The organism is Corynebacterium sp. ED61 (assembly GCF_015233855.1).
Lineage (GTDB): Bacteria > Actinomycetota > Actinomycetes > Mycobacteriales > Mycobacteriaceae > Corynebacterium > Corynebacterium dentalis.
Map to the genome: position 1 here is coordinate 20,352 of NZ_JADGIT010000006.1, position 16,784 is coordinate 37,135.

The 16,784-nt window shown below is 57.0% G+C and carries 14 protein-coding genes; 8 read left to right on the forward strand and 6 right to left on the reverse strand.

Going from position 1 to position 16,784, the window contains the following annotated elements; all coding sequences use genetic code 11:
- Positions 1–421: 421 nt before the first annotated feature.
- Positions 422–2,188 (reverse strand): chromosomal replication initiator protein DnaA, encoded by a 1,767-nt coding sequence (gene dnaA, locus IM764_RS07835; protein ID WP_370551577.1) that lies wholly within the window; start codon positions 2,186–2,188, stop codon positions 422–424.
- Between the two features lie 670 nt (positions 2,189–2,858).
- On the opposite strand from dnaA, the gene rpmH reads away from it, so the two are divergent.
- From rpmH to IM764_RS07875, 8 genes are all read left to right on the forward strand, one after another.
- On the forward strand, positions 2,859–3,002 hold the full coding sequence (gene rpmH / locus IM764_RS07840) for a 50S ribosomal protein L34 (protein ID WP_099298543.1): 144 nt from the start codon (positions 2,859–2,861) through the stop codon (positions 3,000–3,002).
- Positions 3,003–3,106: 104 nt separating this feature from the next.
- The gene (gene rnpA, locus IM764_RS07845) at positions 3,107–3,514 is read left to right on the forward strand and encodes a ribonuclease P protein component (protein WP_194187478.1); all 408 of its coding nucleotides are present in this window, start codon (positions 3,107–3,109) and stop codon (positions 3,512–3,514) included.
- Positions 3,515–3,557: 43 nt separating this feature from the next.
- Positions 3,558–3,779, forward strand: coding sequence for a membrane protein insertion efficiency factor YidD (gene yidD / locus IM764_RS10375; RefSeq protein ID WP_255510490.1), 222 nt, complete (start codon positions 3,558–3,560; stop codon positions 3,777–3,779).
- Between the two features lie 125 nt (positions 3,780–3,904).
- Positions 3,905–4,888, forward strand: coding sequence for a membrane protein insertase YidC (yidC, locus tag IM764_RS07855; RefSeq protein ID WP_194187479.1), 984 nt, complete (start codon positions 3,905–3,907; stop codon positions 4,886–4,888).
- A gap of 125 nt (positions 4,889–5,013) precedes the next feature.
- Entirely contained in the window at positions 5,014–5,679 is a 666-nt protein-coding gene (rsmG, locus tag IM764_RS07860; RefSeq protein ID WP_099298541.1) for a 16S rRNA (guanine(527)-N(7))-methyltransferase RsmG, read from the forward strand.
- Positions 5,680–5,874: 195 nt separating this feature from the next.
- On the forward strand, positions 5,875–6,801 hold the full coding sequence (locus IM764_RS07865; protein WP_099298540.1) for a ParA family protein: 927 nt from the start codon (positions 5,875–5,877) through the stop codon (positions 6,799–6,801).
- A 98-nt stretch (positions 6,802–6,899) separates the two neighbouring features.
- Positions 6,900–8,144, forward strand: coding sequence for a ParB/RepB/Spo0J family partition protein (locus IM764_RS07870; protein WP_194187515.1), 1,245 nt, complete (start codon positions 6,900–6,902; stop codon positions 8,142–8,144).
- A gap of 459 nt (positions 8,145–8,603) precedes the next feature.
- A complete protein-coding gene (locus IM764_RS07875) occupies positions 8,604–9,491 on the forward strand; it encodes a hypothetical protein (RefSeq protein ID WP_099298539.1) in 888 nt (295 codons plus the stop codon).
- A gap of 23 nt (positions 9,492–9,514) precedes the next feature.
- On the opposite strand, the gene IM764_RS07880 is transcribed toward IM764_RS07875, so the two are convergent.
- The 5 genes from IM764_RS07880 to IM764_RS07900 form a co-directional block, all read right to left on the reverse strand.
- Positions 9,515–10,699: an N-acetylmuramoyl-L-alanine amidase gene (locus IM764_RS07880; protein ID WP_099298538.1), complete on the reverse strand. Its 1,185-nt coding sequence runs from the start codon at positions 10,697–10,699 to the stop codon at positions 9,515–9,517.
- A 42-nt stretch (positions 10,700–10,741) separates the two neighbouring features.
- On the reverse strand, positions 10,742–11,065 hold the full coding sequence (gene trxA, locus IM764_RS07885) for a thioredoxin (RefSeq protein WP_099298537.1): 324 nt from the start codon (positions 11,063–11,065) through the stop codon (positions 10,742–10,744).
- Between the two features lie 141 nt (positions 11,066–11,206).
- Positions 11,207–12,244 (reverse strand): thioredoxin-disulfide reductase, encoded by a 1,038-nt coding sequence (trxB, locus tag IM764_RS07890; protein WP_099298536.1) that lies wholly within the window; start codon positions 12,242–12,244, stop codon positions 11,207–11,209.
- A gap of 109 nt (positions 12,245–12,353) precedes the next feature.
- Complete coding sequence (locus IM764_RS07895; protein ID WP_194187480.1) at positions 12,354–12,956, reverse strand: RNA polymerase sigma factor; 603 nt, start codon at positions 12,954–12,956, stop codon at positions 12,354–12,356.
- A 207-nt stretch (positions 12,957–13,163) separates the two neighbouring features.
- The gene (locus IM764_RS07900; protein WP_194187481.1) at positions 13,164–16,781 is read right to left on the reverse strand and encodes a murein biosynthesis integral membrane protein MurJ; all 3,618 of its coding nucleotides are present in this window, start codon (positions 16,779–16,781) and stop codon (positions 13,164–13,166) included.
- Between the last annotated feature and the right edge of the window lie 3 nt (positions 16,782–16,784).

The window sequence follows — 16,784 nt, forward strand, 5'->3', positions numbered from 1 at the left end:
GATTTAGAAGTAGTAATAGGGGCTGTGTGAACTGTGGGATAGTGCCTGTTTGGGCACGTCGTGGCCACTTTTTAGTTGTTGAAACTGTGGGGATGAAACTGTGGATAACTTCCGCAGGCTGTGGAGAAAAATCTGCGTGGGGCAGTTATACACATCTTGTTCACCATTTCTCCCGTGTTTAACCATGGGTTATCCCCAAGTTCGAATCAAAATCTCAAGCCTGTCAGCAGCGGTGCGGGGTCACCCGTAATGACATTCTTGTAATTACACATGTGGAAAACACTGTGGAATTGTGGATAACTTCTATCTGTAGTGGTCGAGCGGGCGCACTTTATCCACAGAACTTTCCACTTGTCCCCAGGAATCTGTGGATAACTGTGGACAAGTGCACTCCCCAACCCCCTGCGGGGCTGAGATTCTCTTAATTCCTTGCACGAGCCTTGATTCTTTGCGTGAGCTCTTGGACCTGATTGAAGGTCTTGTGATCCTCTTGGATCTTGTCGTGGATTCGTCGTTCGGAGTACATCACCGTTGTGTGATCTCGGCCGCCGAAGGCCTGCCCCAGCTTGGGCAGAGATAGATCCGTGAGTTCGCGTCCCAGGTACATGGCGATTTGCCGGGCATTGGCCACCTGACGTGCGCGGCCTTTACCCACGATCTCGTCCGGAGTCAGAGAGAAAAACTCGCTGACAATCTCAATGATCAGTTCCGGGGTGATCTCAATATCCCCGTCACCAGGCATGATGTGCCGCAGCGCCGCCTCGGCCGCCTGCATAGATAGCGGTTCCTTGCCGAGGTTGCAGTATGCCACCACGCGAATCAGCGCACCTTCGAGCTCACGGATGGACTTTTCATAGCGCGAGGCAATCAGTTCCTTGACGTCCTGCGGCAACTCCACCGTGGATTTCGTGGACAGAATCGCCATGCGCGTTTCCAGATCAGGCGATTGCACGTCCGTGATCAGCCCTGATTCGAAGCGCGTGCGCAGCCTATCCTCCAGCGTGGTCAGCTGCCGCGGCGGCCTATCGGAGCTCAGCACAATTTGCTTACCGGTTTGGTACAGAGCGTTGAAGGTGTGGAAAAACTCCTCCTGCGTGGACTCTTTGCCCTGCAGGAACTGAGCATCGTCCACAATCAGCAGGTCCAAGTTGCGGTAGCGCCGCTTGAAATCGTCGCGCGCACCGGTGGAAATCGAGTTGATGAAGTCATTGGTCAACTCTTCACTGGAGACGTACTTGATCCGCATGTTGGGACGCAGTTCGCGTGCGTAGTGTCCGATCGCATGCAGCAGGTGGGTCTTGCCGAGTCCCGATTCACCCCAGATGAGCAGCGGGTTGTAGGAATTTCCGGGGTATTCTGCCACGGCGCGGCACGCCGCATAGGCCAGCTGGTTCGAGGAACCAGTCACGAAATTCTCGAACGTGTAGCTGGGGTTCAGGAACACTTCGTCTTCGTTGCCGGGACCAGCCGGGGTGGGTTGGGCAGGCTTGCTGTGCGCAGGTGGTTGTACGTCGTTTTCTTTTCTCGACGCCAACCTCTCCCCCTTCGAGCCCTGTCTACTCCCCTGAGTAGGCGCTGCCTGGGCTGGATTAGGGGGCTGGAATCCACGATCGTGTTCCCGAAGCCCTGGGCTGACCATCTTTCCCCAGGATTCTGGAGTGGGCGACGGCTCTTCGTTGATGTGCTCGGTAGAGGCTTGGTAGCTGCGAGCGTGCTCCTCGGCTAATTGCGCGCGGGATACCTGGCCGGCGGAATCCTGGGGAGTTCCCGCTTCTGATCTCGGTACGGAATTAGCCGAAGTGGTTGTTTTAGAAGAAGGTTCTGTAGGTTCGATGATGTTGATGGACAGCTGAATGTCTTGGCCTAACTTCTTGCTGAAGACATCGCAGATTTTGGCGTTGAGTTTGGTCTCTACTTCCTCGCGGACCAGCCGGGACGTGGTCTTCAAAATCATGTAGTGACCAGCTAAAACTTCCGGCTCAATTTGATCGAGTAGTGCCCCTTGCCTTTGGGTAATCGCAGGAAATTGCGGTTGCTGTGGGTCATCGGAGATCCATTGAGGAATGACAGCGTTCCATAGGTCTGGAAACGGCATAGAAGCGGAGGCGTTGGGGTCAGTCATTGGGTCAGTGTGTCGCGATCTGTCAGTGGTGGGTCGTCTGGGTTCGTGATTGGGGGGTATTGGCAGGCTGGCAAGTGCCTGTCAGCTCGCAGTGAAACGTCACCTGAAGTTCATGAACTTATACTCAAGTTCTTCACTGCTTGTTCCACAGCCAAACATGTCCGTTTAACTGGTATTCCACAGAGTTGTGCACAGCTATGGATAACTTTCAGTTCAGAGTTATCCCCAATGTAGTCGATGCTTGTGGATAACTCTACTTGTTTGGGGAAAATCGCGTGACCTGCATAAACATACCCTAAACTCTCACTTTAAACTTCGGGGGTGTGGGTGTTGTCCACAGCTAGACGATATGGCATTTATCCCGCAAACAGTTTGTGGACAAAGAATCGGCGCATCGTTTCCACAAGCTAATCCCGAGGTCATATGTGCGCTCGTTTTGTTTTGACTGTTCTGACCGCGTATCCTTGGTGAGGTCTGCGGCATCACACACGGTGTAGCGGGTAAGAAGTGAGCTTCACGCTTTACCCCCGTTATCCCAACAGATGCCATATAAGCCGCAATATCTAGTTCTTCGCGGCACAACCGTCCACAATCCGTGGGCGCAAAGGTGAACACCTTGAGGCAGATGCGGGTTCCAACGGAAGCCGCCTGGCTCACTCGTCTGAAGTAAATGAATACTCAGGTTGAAGGTCACCGGTGCGTACTCGGGTTACTAGTAATGAAGGAGTGAAGTACCGTGGCTAAGGGCAAGCGTACTTTCCAGCCGAACAACCGTCGTCGCGCACGCGTGCACGGCTTCCGCACCCGCATGAATACCCGTGCAGGTCGTGCAATCGTGTCCGCACGTCGTCGCAAGGGTCGCAAGTCTCTGACCGCGTAAAATTCGCGTTCACTGCTCGATCTTGTGAAAGCTCGGCTCTCCCCTCGAAGTGGGAGCCGGGCTTTTCTTTCATTTATTCCCTTTAAGAAAAGGTCTTGACCGCCGTGCTTCCTGCTCCTCACCGCTTGCGATCGTCCGCAGCCTTTGCGCGCACGATTAAGCGCGGTCGCAAAAAGGGTAGTCGCACGGTGGTGGTCTACGTCCTGGAACCCTCGATCCCTAAGAAGCTGGGGAAGGTCTCTAATCCTCGTATTGATTCCTGGGGCGGTCCGCAGATGGGACTCGTGGTTTCCAAGGCCGTAGGTAACTCAGTGGTACGCCACAATACTGCGAGAAAGATCAGGGCCGCGTTTAGCTCTATCTTGGATGACAGAAGTGGCGTCGACATCGAATCACACCACACGATCGTCATCCGAGCGCTTTCCAACAGCGCCACCGCAACCACCGAGGAGGTAGAAAAGGATGTGCGCAGCTGCCTCAGACGAATCGCCAAGCAACGAGCCGATTCCTAATGAGTCACCGGCAGAACGTGTGGAGCCCACTGAAACCCGAGCTCTGTGGGCGCGCCGAGCAATCTTGGGTTACCAGGAATACCTTTCAGGTCTTAAAATGGGGCCTACGTGTCGTTTTGATCCGACGTGCAGCAACTATGCCTTGACGGCGTTTTCCAGACATGGGGCGCTCAAGGGGTTGGTTCTGACTCTTGGACGATTGGCTCGATGCGGTCCGTGGCACCCCGGCGGATGGGATCCCGTTCCACCGTCACGCCGCAACTGACGTATCGAACTGTGGACGTGATGATCCGAGTTTCGCTCTTGGATACATATGCGTGCCGCTGAGGACGACCAAGTTTTTTGCCCATCAGTTTTCCCAGAACTCTGACATAGGAGAACCCTTCAGACGTGCTGAACTTTATCTATTACCCCATCTCGGCGGTGTTGTGGTTCTGGCACAAGGCATTTAGCCTCGTGCTCGACCCGGCTTCCGGCATCACCTGGGGGCTGGCCATCATCTTCCTTGTGTTCACCATCCGCATTTTGCTGGTCAAGCCCATGGCCAACCAGCTTCGGTCCACTCGCAAGATGGCTGAGTTCCAACCTAAGATGCAGGAGCTGCAGCGCAAGTACAAGAATGACCAGCAAACGCTGGCTCTGGAAATGCGCAAGTTGCAGAAGGATATGGGATTCAACCCCCTCGCATCCTGCTTGCCGATGCTTGTGCAAATCCCAATCTTCATTGGTCTGTTCCATGTTTTGCGCTCGTTCAACCGCACGGGCGGCGCTTTCGGTGAGCTTGGCATGACTGTTGAAGAGACGCGAAACACCCCTAACTACATCTTTGGTGTGGACGATGTGCAGAGTTTCCTGGATGCTCGTCTGTTCGGTAGCCCGTTGTCCGCTTACATTTCGATGGATCCGGGTAATTACGATGCGTTCTCCCCGTTGGGTGTAGCGGCGGACTTCACGCGCAACAACATTATCTTCGTGGTGGTTCCGCTGATGCTGGCTTCGGCCGTCATGATGCACTTCAGCGCGCGCATGTCTATGGATCGCCAGAAGAAGCGTCAGGCTGCGAACCCTAAGAAGCCTGCCGATGATCAGAAGGCTCAGCAGATGCAGATGCAGATGGATCTGATGCAGCGCATGATGTTGTGGGTTATGCCCGTTATGTACCTGATGGGTGGCTTCCTGTGGCAGACTGGTCTTGCTCTCTACATGTTTACTAACAACTTGTGGACCTTGGTCCAGCAGCGTTTGCTGTTCGCCAAGATGGACCGCGAGGAAGAAGAAGAGAAGGAAGCTAAGGCGGCGCTGAAGCGGACGTCTGCGCCAAAGGTTGGCGCGCGCCCAGATATTCCGAAGAAGGGTAAGAAGGGCAACAGGTAGTTCGTGAATCGTCCGGCCTGAAGATGTGTTTTCTTTCGGAGCTTTAGGACAATTGGAGCCTCGAGGAGTCAACATCCCGTGTGGGGTGTTGGCTCCCTTTTTTGTGCGTGCGCTGGGGGGCTAGAATGTTTCACGTGGAACTTCACAATGAGAACTCTGCTCCCCTGTCCCCCGCAAACGCCTCCGAATTGTTCGGCCCGCGTTTGGATATGGCCAACCTCTACGCTGAGTGGCTTGCTGGCGCGGGTATCGAGCGAGGCCTGATTGGTCCCCGTGAGGTGAGTCGCTTGTGGGATCGCCACATCCTCAATTCTGCAGTTTTGGAAGAGGTCATTCCCGAAGGTGCCCGTGTTGTTGATGTGGGGTCTGGCGCTGGGCTTCCCGGATTACCTTTGGCGATCGCCCGACCGGACTTGGAGATCCAGCTCCTGGAGCCGCTGTTGCGACGCACGACGTTTTTGAATGAGGTTGTGGCGGCCCTTGAGCTGCCGAATGTCGAAGTAGTTCGCGGCCGCGCTGAGGAGCGAGAATCAGTGGTTGCAGTAGGAGGAGCGGACATCGTTACCTCGCGAGCTGTTGCGCCTCTTGGCAAGCTCACACGGTGGTCTTTGCCACTTGTTCGTAAGGGGGGCAGCATGCGCGCTCTGAAGGGGGACTCTGTTGCCGAAGAGCTAACTCGCGACGCTGTGGAGATTAGGAAGGCCGGCGGAGATGCGGGCCGGGTGGAAACGGTTGGAGATGCCGTTTTGGGAGAACCGACGCACGTCGTGATCATCTCGCGAGTTAAGTAGTATTTGCTGGGTTTTATGGGGTCGGCCCCTTTGTGCTTTTTATAAAGAACAGTCGCGTTGTTGCTGTCTCCCTCGCCCACTAGTGTTGAGTCATCGACACATCGTTGTCATCGGTAGCGGTTTGTGAATCGTCAGGTTCCGATGTTTCACGTGAAACTTCGCATTGAAAAGGTGCGTAGAGACTAGAGGAAGTTCATGACCAGTATGGATTGGGATTCCACACCTATTGATGTGGCTGCTCGGCAAGCAGCTCGGCTGAGTAATACCGCAAACCTGCACTTGGATCGCCCAGAGCGTTGTCGATCCTTCACCATCGCCAATCAGAAGGGAGGCGTGGGTAAGACTACCTCTACAGTGAACCTTGCGTGGGCTCTCGCCATGCACGGTTTAAAGGTGTTGGTGGTAGACCTCGATCCTCAGGGCAACGCTTCCACGGCTCTCGATGCTGATCATCACGTGGGCACTCCGTCGTCCTACGAAGTGCTGATCGGCGAAGCAACACCTTCTGAGGTCATGCAGCAAAGCGGAGAAAACCCTAATCTTTACTGCATCCCTGCGACTATTGATTTGGCTGGAGCGGAGATTGAACTGGTCTCTCTGGTGCGTCGCGAATACCGGCTATCAGATGCCTTAGGAGAGTCCTTCATGCAAGAGCATGGATTCGACTATGTGTTTATTGACTGTCCTCCCTCCCTTGGCCTGCTCACGATTAACGCCATGAATGCGGTGCAAGAGGTTCTTATCCCTATACAGTGCGAGTACTACGCCCTTGAGGGCGTGGGACAGCTGTTAAACAACATCACGATGATTCGGGAGAGCCTCAACCCCTCTCTCCATATTTCTGCGGTATTGCTTACGATGTATGACGCTCGTACCAAGCTCTCGCAGCAGGTTGCTGACGAAGTACGTAACCACTTTGGCTCGGTTGTTCTTAACAATCACATCCCGCGTAGTGTTAAGGTTTCAGAAGCACCGGGATACAGTCAGACCGTGATTCAATACGACGGTGGATCGACCGGAGCACGGGCGTATTTTGACGCTGCTGTAGAGCTAGCCGAACGTGGTGACTATTCACCCACTTCTGAAACTGCTCCAATTGGTATTGCTCCGGATCTCCACTAAGGATTACCCTGACTATGGCTACGAACAATAATGGGAAACGTCAATCATCTAAGTCAGAGATTGATGACGGTGCCCCTAACAAGGCGCACAAGTCTGGGATGCCTTCCGTTAGCGCAGTATCGAACGCGCGAAGGGGTGGTCTCGGACGAGGTCTCGGCGCCCTAATTCCTACGGGCAATGCTCGTCCCTCTCTGGGCAATGGGGCGGCGGATGTAATTCTAGGAACCCACTCCCCTTCCGGTCGTTCGGCTCATTCGGCCGAAACTTCACCTGCCTCGGGATCAACCGCAGCAGCGACGAAGGGTCACAGTGACGAAACGATTGTGAGTGCCGGCCAAGGTTCAGACACGAAGGTTGTACCCAAAAACTTCCCGAATGAGGATTCCACCAAGGGATCTCAGACTGGCGTCGCAGCTTCCGCGGATGATTCAGGTGTGAAGAGGAACGGAGCCCAGGCCAATAGTCTTAACGATCAGTCAACTAGGTCTTCTGATGCCAACGAGGTGACAACAGACACGAATTTCGGAGCTACCTACCGAGAGATCTCTCTGGGTGATATCCGTACTAACGCCAAGCAGCCTCGGTCAGTGTTTGACGAAGAGGCACTGCAAGAGCTCGAACATTCCATTCGAGAATTTGGCTTAATGCAACCGATTGTTGTCCGCGAGGCACCGGATGCGGATACTCACTATGAACTGATCATGGGTGAAAGGCGGCTTCGGGCGTCACAGCGTGCTGGTCTTCAGGTTATCCCTGCGATCGTGCGCGAGACGGATGACGAAGAAATGCTTCGTGACGCCTTGCTGGAGAATATCCATCGTGTGCAGTTGAACCCACTCGAAGAAGCGTCGGCCTACCAGCAGCTCTTGGAGGAATTCGGAGTCACTCAAGCCGAGCTCGGACGTCGCATCGGACGCTCTCGCCCAAGAATTACCAACATGATTCGACTACTGCAGTTGCCGGTAGGAGTTCAACGACGAGTAGCTGCAGGTGTACTCAGTAGCGGACACGCTCGAGCACTGCTTTCAGTCCGTGCGGGTGCTGACGCCCAAGATAGGCTCGCTAATCGCATTATTGCTGAAGGTATGTCGGTACGCGCGACAGAGGAAGCGGTTGTTCTCCTGAACCGTCAGGCTGGAGATGACACTTCAAAGAAGAAGGGTCAGGGAAGTAAGCCACCGCTCCCCTCCCACGTGAATCACTGGGTGGATGACATTTCAGATGCGTTGGAAACCAAAGTGTCTGTACAAATGGGCAAGAAGAAGGGCAAGATCGTCGTTGAGTTCGGCGGCCCAGAGGACTTCGATCGCATCGTGGAGATGTTGAAGTTCGAATCTGACTAATTTTGGTTCTAGTACCCTTGCCTTGATGGACAGGCCGGATGTTTCACGTGAAACATCCGGCCTTTTTGTGAACGAGGTTGGGTCAATGTGTCGGCTATTGCTGACTCGGTATAGAGGTCTTTTGGTGAAGGCTCACCCCGTTTCTATGCACAGCTCGGTTGGTTTCACGTGAAACATCCTCTTCGGGCGGGGCGGGTGTTCGCTGAAAAAGAAGCGATGTTTCACGTGAAACGCCTCGACTGCTAAATAGAGAAGATCCACGGGCCAAAGCAGAAGTTTCACGTGAAACGCCCAGGGACCGCGAACGGAATCGCTGGGACCGCTCAAAAAGAATCCGATGTGCGATGGGAAGCAGCACACAAAAGGGGATATTCAGAAAGCTCAGACAGGAAACCGCCATGCCCATAGGATGGGATGAGAATCAATGAACAAACAAAGAAAGAGCCCAGAGGAGGTGAAATGAAAATAGAGATAGCGCCAGTCAACGGCTCTGCGTTCGGGCAGCTGGAAAAGGCAGCGGGATCGACCACGTGTTGGGAGCTCGAGTGGGAGGACAACCACCGGCCGCGCCAATGCGAGGATGGAGCCTTCGATAAACAGTTGTGGATCCAACGCGTGCTCATGGAATGGGGAACGTGCGGGTTTACCGCGCTGGTAAGCACGGGGGAAAGCGACGCGAAGTCAATACCTGCAGCAACTGTATTCTTTGCCCCGGCTGGCTACTTTCCTGGTTATGCGGTGATGCCGTCTGGACCTATCTCCCCGGACGCTGTAGTCATGTCGCACGTCTATGTCACGGCAGCATATATGGGACTGTATCTCGAACATCAAATTATCGAGGCCGTAGTAGCCGAGGCGCGGAAGCGGGGTATCAAGGCAATAGAGACCTTCGCTAGAGCAGAGGATGAAGAGGATCTAATCGAAAAAGCGCTGCAGCTAGATATCGACGGATACCTTCGCGCACACGATAAGAAGAACCCGGTAGAGGGAGCAGTCCGAGCTACGCAGCCACTAGAAAATCAGCAGTACTTCTTTGATGAGGCCTATGGGGGTTGGCACGAACTCGTGTTGAATGATCACTCCGAGCAGCGGATGGATCATCTCAGCGTCTCCCCCGTTATCTCTGAGGACATTGTCCGCGATCAGGGATTTACTCTGATTCAGAAGCACGCGAAATACCCTCGATACCGGTATGACATCGGAGAAGCCGCATCAATGTTTGCTGTGGGAGTCAACGAAGACAAGCAAGCACTAGGAGCTGCAGTCAGCCCCTGGCCAACAGTCATCGGCGGTAAAAAGAACTATCCGGCGCACGCGAAGAGCCTATCCGCAGCACTGAGGAAATAGCTCAAAGGTGAAGCGGAGCAAATTTAGCCACGAAGTTCGCGAGCCAACAGCTCGTCGAAAGTAAACTGCCCTGTGGAGTGAACGTCATTGTCCAACAGGTAGAGGCGCTTCACGGCCACCACAATGGCCTCAGCGATCGTGTCACGCATGGAAGGGTCAGTCAGTACCGCCACGTCTTGGCCATTGGTGAGATAGCCAGGAACTACCTGCACCGTGGGCATCGTGGTCAGGCGAAGAATATCCCACGTCTTGCGGTGGTTGTAGCAATTCTGCAAAGGGGTGCGGGCGGCAATTTCTCTCTGGATGAAGCCAGAGAGCTTCTCTCCGATCATGGAGGAGTATGCGTGCATAGAGCCGTAGAAGTAGCTCGCCGCGCCGTTTGCTTTGTCATTGGGATAGATATCGCACTTCAGCGAGATCATTACGTCAGCACCAAAAGCATTAGCCATAGAAGCGCGGTCAGACTGGGAGGGATTAGCTGAGCGCGGGCGGGAAAGAATGGTCTCCATGCCGGCGGCAATCATGCGGCCTTCGATGCGCCCTGCCAGATCCCACAGAATGTCTTCCTCAGAGATTTGCCCGTGCTTGCCCTGGACCGATACGCCCTTTTCCGAACCGCCAAGGCCCGGATCGATGACCACACGCTTGCCGGACAGCTGTGGGCCCGCGGCGCGAATCTGCTCCTTTTCCCGGATGGATTGCGGTGAACCGCCGGTAATCCGGCGTCCAAGGTAGGACAGAGCACGCAGTGTGCTCGGCCCCACTAGTCCATCGGCCTGGAGAGCGTAATCCGTTTGGTAGGCGACCACTGCCTTGTGGGTCTGAGGGCCGAAGTGTCCGTCCACTCGGTTGGTGTAAAAACCGAGGTCATGAAGCTGAGCCTGAAGTTCGCTGACGTCATCCCCCACAAGCTGATTGTTCTGCAGGGATAGAATGCGTGCGCCCAGCTTGTAGGAGGCCTCGCGCAGGGCGCGGAGTGTGCCGGAAGTAATAGCACCGTCAGCGACGATTCCGCGATCTTGCTGGAAAGCGCGCAGCGCGTTGGCGAGGTCCTCGTCAAAGAATTCATCTTCGTGGGCCCATTGTTGGGTTTTGCTACCGGTGGTATCGCCCTCGAAATCCTCGACGAGGCCAAGTCGCGCCAAGGTGCCACGAACCTCAGCGACGCGCGGGCTGCGGTCGCCTACTCGGAGCAAGAACTTATTCACTGGTCAAAAAACCTACTTCAATAATCTTAATAACGTGGTGGTTTATGCCAGGCTCTCGAGCTTGGCCTTGAGCGTGTCCTTGGACTGCACACCAACAAACTCGGCAACCTTTTCCCCGTCCTTGTAGACGAGGAGAGCCGGAATCGACATGATCTGGAACATTGCCCCCAAAGCGCGCTCTTCGTCCACGTTGACCTTGGCGATAACCGCCTTGCCATCCAGTTCCTCCGCGAGTTCTTCGAGAGCCGGGTTCATGCGATGGCATGGTTGGCACCACTCAGCCCAGAAATCCACCAGAACAGGGAGTTTGGAATCAGTGACGGTCGACTTGAAAGTGGCCTGAGTAACCTTTTGGATCTGAGCCATCGGGTGGGCCTCCTAGTTGTGACGAAAAAAGCGTGCACGCTTGAAGCAGACAATATCTACAAAGCCACATCCTACTCGGAGTAGGCCACAATCAACCATAGCGACGTTCCGTAGTAACGTGAACTGCGGAAATATCGTCAATTACTGTGTCAGCGCCGCGAGGAATTCCTCGGCATCCAATGCCGCACGGCAGCCAGAGCCCGCTGCGGTGATGGCCTGCTGGTAGTGGGAATCCACCAAGTCTCCAGCGGCAAAAACGCCGTCGATGGACGTATGTGTTCCCGGCTCGGCAACCTTGACGTAACCGTTATCCTGCAATTCCACCTGACCTGCGAATACTTCGGTGCGAGGATCGTGACCAATGGCTACGAACATGGCGTCCATCGACAGCTCGCTGGTCTCGCCGGTCACGGTGTCCTTCAGGGTCAACGAGGTCACAGCGCTCTCGCCGTTGACAGCGACCACCTGGGCATTGGTGATGAACTTGATCTTTGGGTTGTTGCGCGCGCGGTCCAGCATGATCTGGGAGGCACGGAACTCATCACGACGGTGAATGATGGTGACGCTATCGCCGAACTTGGTGAGGAAGTCTGCCTCCTCCATGGCGGAATCTCCACCACCGATTACTGCGATCTGCTTTTCCTTGAAGAAGAAGCCGTCACAGGTGGCACATGCCGATACGCCACGTCCCAGCATCTCTTGCTCGCCGGGCACGCCCAGGTAGCGAGGCGCAGCGCCCGTAGCCAAAACGATGGTCTTCGCGCGGAATTCCTCGCCGTAGACCCATACCTTCTTCACTGGGCCGTCCAGCTCCACGCGCTCCACGTCTTCACCGCGCAGATCTGCACCAAAGCGCTCAGCCTGGGCGCGCATTTCTTCCATCAGTGCGGGGCCCATGATGCCGTTTTGGAAACCGGGGAAATTCTCCACCTCGGTGGTCTGCATGAGCAGCCCGCCGTATTCGATTCCCTCAAACACCAAAGGCTTCAGGTCCGCGCGAGCTGCGTAGACCGCTGCGGTGTAACCAGCAGGGCCGGAACCGATAATGATCACATCATGGACGTGCTGATCGCCCTGAACGTCACCTTGGTTGCCCACGGAGCTCTCCGGTACTGCGGAGGAATCCTTCGCCGTAGAGTTGCCGAGTAGTCCTGGGGCCTGCAGGAAAGGCTGAGTCATGGTGAATCGAGTTCCTTATAGAGGTAGAGACGTGCTGAAAGTTTCATCCCATTCTAACCGCCAGCCCCCGCAGCATATTCCTCGCCGTTGTGCCCCCACGTTCGCTCCCCTACGCCGCCACCACCATCGGAGCCAAGTCCCCACCGTCGGCAGTAATGATCTCCCGTAGCGTCCTGCGCGCTCGCGACTTCCGAGATTTCACCGTCCCCACCGGTATGCCCAACCTCTCCCCCACTTCCACTTCGCTGAGTCCGTACAGCGTGGTCAGTACCAGGACCTCTTTGAGTTCCGACGCCATGGCGTTCACATATCGGTGCAGATCCAACCGCATCACGGTGGAATCTTCCCGCGGGACCGCTGCGGCGACACTCTTTATCCGCTCCTCAAACTCAATCAGCCCAGGCTCCACACGCCGCGATTTCGCGCGGATGTGAGTCAGCGCGGTGTTGCGCACCAAAGCGAAGATCCACGTCCCGACCTTGGCGGATCCATCCCAGCGATGTGCGTGGCGATGCACCTTCAGCAGTGCATCTTGCAGGATGTCGCAGCCTTCGTCTTCGTTGGTGATGCCCACTTGGCGGATTGCTCTCCACATCAGCTTGTGATGCCTGCGTGCCAGCTCATTGAATGCGCCGCGGTTGCCCGCGATGTGTCCGTGCAATAGTTCAGCGTCTGTGGTGGCGCGGTAATCGTAGGCGAGACGGATGGTCATGTGCTCTTCCCCCAAGAGTTTTTCAGTGCCGCCCGTTCGCAGTGCTTGCGCATCCCCCGATGCGGTGACAAGCCATGCTGTTCGTTGACGAGCGTGCGTACAGCTACACCATAACAACGAGGTGGCAGGGCGCGCCGTGTAAAAGCGCGTCCTGCCACCTCAAGTGTGGATAACTGTGCCGGCTGTGGATAACCAGCGGCTAGTTAACTATTGCTCCCTGCCGGACGTGGTGGGAGCCGGTGTTGAAGCGGAGGTGCCGCCGGCCGGTTGATCCTTCCACGTGCCCATGACGCTGACCTCGCTAATCGTCGCAGCTTGCGGAAGTGGCAGCTCGGTGATCCACACCAGCAGGTAGTTGCCTACTGGACGATCCGCATTGTGGGACGCGGTCTCCGTGGGCTGGGCCGCGCTCGATGCCTCGGCGCCTGCGTCGGCATTGCTGCCCTGGCTCGTCAGATCCACGGTTTTCGTGGCTCCATCTGAGCGGACGGTGTCCAGCAACTCGGTATCGCTCAGCGTCGTGGGTTTACCGTCGGCGGAGCGTAGCTCAATGGTGGTGCCGGGCCGCAAGCCTTCGAGCGATACGGAGGAGACCATGGTCTGCTCTGGAAGGTCGATGAGCAGGCCGATTCCCTCCTTCGTTGCTGTGGGGCTCGTGCCCAGCTGGTTGAGGTAGGTATCGGACTCCCACGCGGTGGATGCGTTGTGGTCCACGGTGAGCTCGGCCAGCTCCGGCGAATCCTCAGTACCGCGTCCGTCCTGCGGCATCCACTCCTCCGCCACGGATAGCGAGATCACGGCTGGGTCATGGTTCGCCACAGCATTGGCCCCGTCCTGCAAGGAGTTGCGCGAGACTGGGGAATCCTGGCGGTTGCCGCCCAGCACGCTGACGGCCGTGATCACGATGGCAGTGATGATGGCCACGGAGATCAGTGCGATGGCACCGGCCTTGACCAGCGTGCGAGCCCGCACCTTCTCCACGCCGAATCCAGCGCGGGAGGAAGGGTCCGGCGTGGTGTCCTCGTGGATCGCCAGCTCGCCCGTTGTGAGTCGACGCAAGGTTCGCGCGGCTTCCCGAAGATTCAATTCTTCGCTCTTGTTCCGAGTCAGCTCCCGCAAGCGGAAATACTCGTGGGCAAGCTCGTCTGGGATTTCTTCATCCGGGACATTGCGCAAAAGCAGTCCCAGGGCGGTAGCTACGCCGTGAGCGTCTTGGCGCACGCTGTTTTCCGGCAGCGCGCCAGGGAAAGCCAGAACAGCGGAACCGTGCGTGTTGATGCGCACGCGGTCGCGGTGGTCCAAGCCCATGGGCGAGCCCACGTCCGCCGCATCTGCAGCCGCATCAGCCAAGTCCGCCACCGCATAGCCCGCAGCCAGCGGATCCGGTCCGGACTCAGCCACGGCGTCCAGTGGACTGCCGTGAATCCACTCGGAAATGACCAGCACCAAGGATCCACCATCAACCACAGAGTGAATCTTGGCCATGCCCGGCGTATCCAGCGACGCCAACAGTTTGGCCCGGCGCAGGATCTGCGCCTTGGCCTGTGCACGGGAGGCATTGCTGCGGGTGCGGGAAGCGGTTTCGTCGCGGCCCTTGTGCCCACCCAGCACGGCGGGATCCATGATGGTCAGCGCCCGCACCTCGCCTGTAGACAGGTCTCGGGCCTGCCACAGACGGGCCGCCGCTGAGCCACCGTGATCGGCGAGGAGGCGGTACTGACCGCCGAGGATCGGGGCACCCGGAACCAGACGGGGTCCGCGGACTCGTCCGGCGGACAGCGGCGGAAGGATTGGGGACATCGTGTTGGTGGCGGAAGCCACCACAGCTGCCTCGGATGCCTGCGATGGTTGCTGGGCAAGAGGCTGATCGGGGGCGGGTTGGCGTCGGGAAACAAAACGGGAAACACCCGGCAACCGGGAGAGCGCGGCACCCACCGTGGTGACCTCCGGCAGGCGCGAACGGGACAGCACGATGCCAGTGACGGCGAGGAAGACGATGCCCGTGATGCCCATGCGGATGAGGAACCAGGGGTGGCCGATGCCGTCGCCGGGATAAACAAAGCGCGTCAGCAGGGCATCCAACCGCCAGGAAACCAACGCGCCCAGCAACGAAGCGCCCAAGGCCCAACCGCCCGCGTGCGAGACGTCCCGGAAGCGAAGGCTGCCCAGTGAACGATTCAGCAGGCGGTGGCCGATGATCGCGCCGGCCAAAAAGCCCATGCCGTTCGCGGCACCCAGCAGCACCACCACCAAGCGTGGCTCGGTGGCAATCAGAGGTGCACTGAAAGCCAGGGCCAGCTTGGTGATAGTGATGCCGGCGATGATGAACGTGGGAGTCCAGACTTCCTCGCGGGCGTAGAAAACGCGCAGGTGCAGCAGAACCAACGCATAAGGAATCAAGGTGAAGGCGGAGAAACTGATGGTCCAGCCCAGCACGTTCGCGGTCTGCAGATCGAAGCTTCCGTAGGCGAACAAGGAGGAAGAAATCAGCGTGCCGAAGCAGGTGAAGAACACGATCACCGGGATCAACGCCATCATGGTCAACTTAGAGGCCATCGTGAGATCGCGGACCACGGCCTTGTCATCGCCATCCGCAGCATTGCGGGATAGCCGAGGCATGACGGCAGTCAGCAGCGTCACGCCAATCACGCCATATGGAACTTGCAATAGCTGCCAGGCTTGCTGGTAGATGAAAGCTGCCGAATCGCTGGAATTGGCTGCGATTCTGTTATTCAGAGCGAAACCAACCTGGGAAATGGCAACGTAGACAACGATTGCAACTGCCATTCCACCGAAGGACTTCAGGCGTTCATCGATGCCCCACAGAGGGCGAATATCGATTCCGGCTTTACGCAGATAAGGCACCATGATGAGCGCCTGCACCACCACACCCAGAGTCGTTCCCAATCCCAACAACAGGATGTGTGGATCGGTAATAGTGACATTCTCGAACGGTTGCAGCTTTGAGCTCTCGGGAAGCAACAGGTAAAAACCCAAGACGGCGAGTGTGACCACGTTGTTAGCAACGGGTGCCCACGCGCCGGGTTTGAAGATCTCCTTGGTGTTCAAGATGGCCATGAACACTGCAAACATGGCGTAGAAAAAGATCTGTGGCAGGACTAGATAGCCAAACGCGGTGGCCATATTTACATCGACTTTGCCCTCCGTGTCCAGCATCACGCGCGTGAGAATCGGGGTCAGCAGGAGGGACAGCAGCGTGATCACCACGGTCAGCGTGAAGGTGAGGGTGAGTAGGCGTCGGATAAAGGCCTCACCCTTATCCGGGTCCTCCTTCTCCGCACGCACCAACACCGGCACCACCAGGGCGGTCAGCACGGCACCCAGCACCAGCTCGGTGATCAGGTTGGGCAGCGTGTTTGCGGTGTTAAACGCAGAAGCGACCGCGGGGCCCAGCGCCGAGCCGATCAGGACCGTGCGCAAAAAGCCCGTGATGCGGGAGATCATGGTGGCGATGGCCATGGAACCGCCCGCGCGCACCACCTGGGTGTCGCTGGTCGTTTCCTCCCGGCCGTCACCGTCGACTTCTTGTTCCGACGCCACCTCTGCGAATTCAGCGTTGATTTGCTGCCGCTCGCTGGGGGACTCAGACAGAGTGGAGTGATCCACTGTCGCGGTGGCAGTCGCAGCTGCTGCGGGCGCGGCAGGCGTGCTCTGCTTGCGCTCGGGAGCTAGCGCCGGAGGGCGCGAACGGCGGAAGCGGCCACGCTGTCCTGTGGTCTCGCGTGGACTCTCCGTGAGGTCCGGCTCCGAGCGCTCGGAGTGCTCCGTGCGTGAATCGTCAGAAAAAGAGTGAGGGGTAGTCACTCC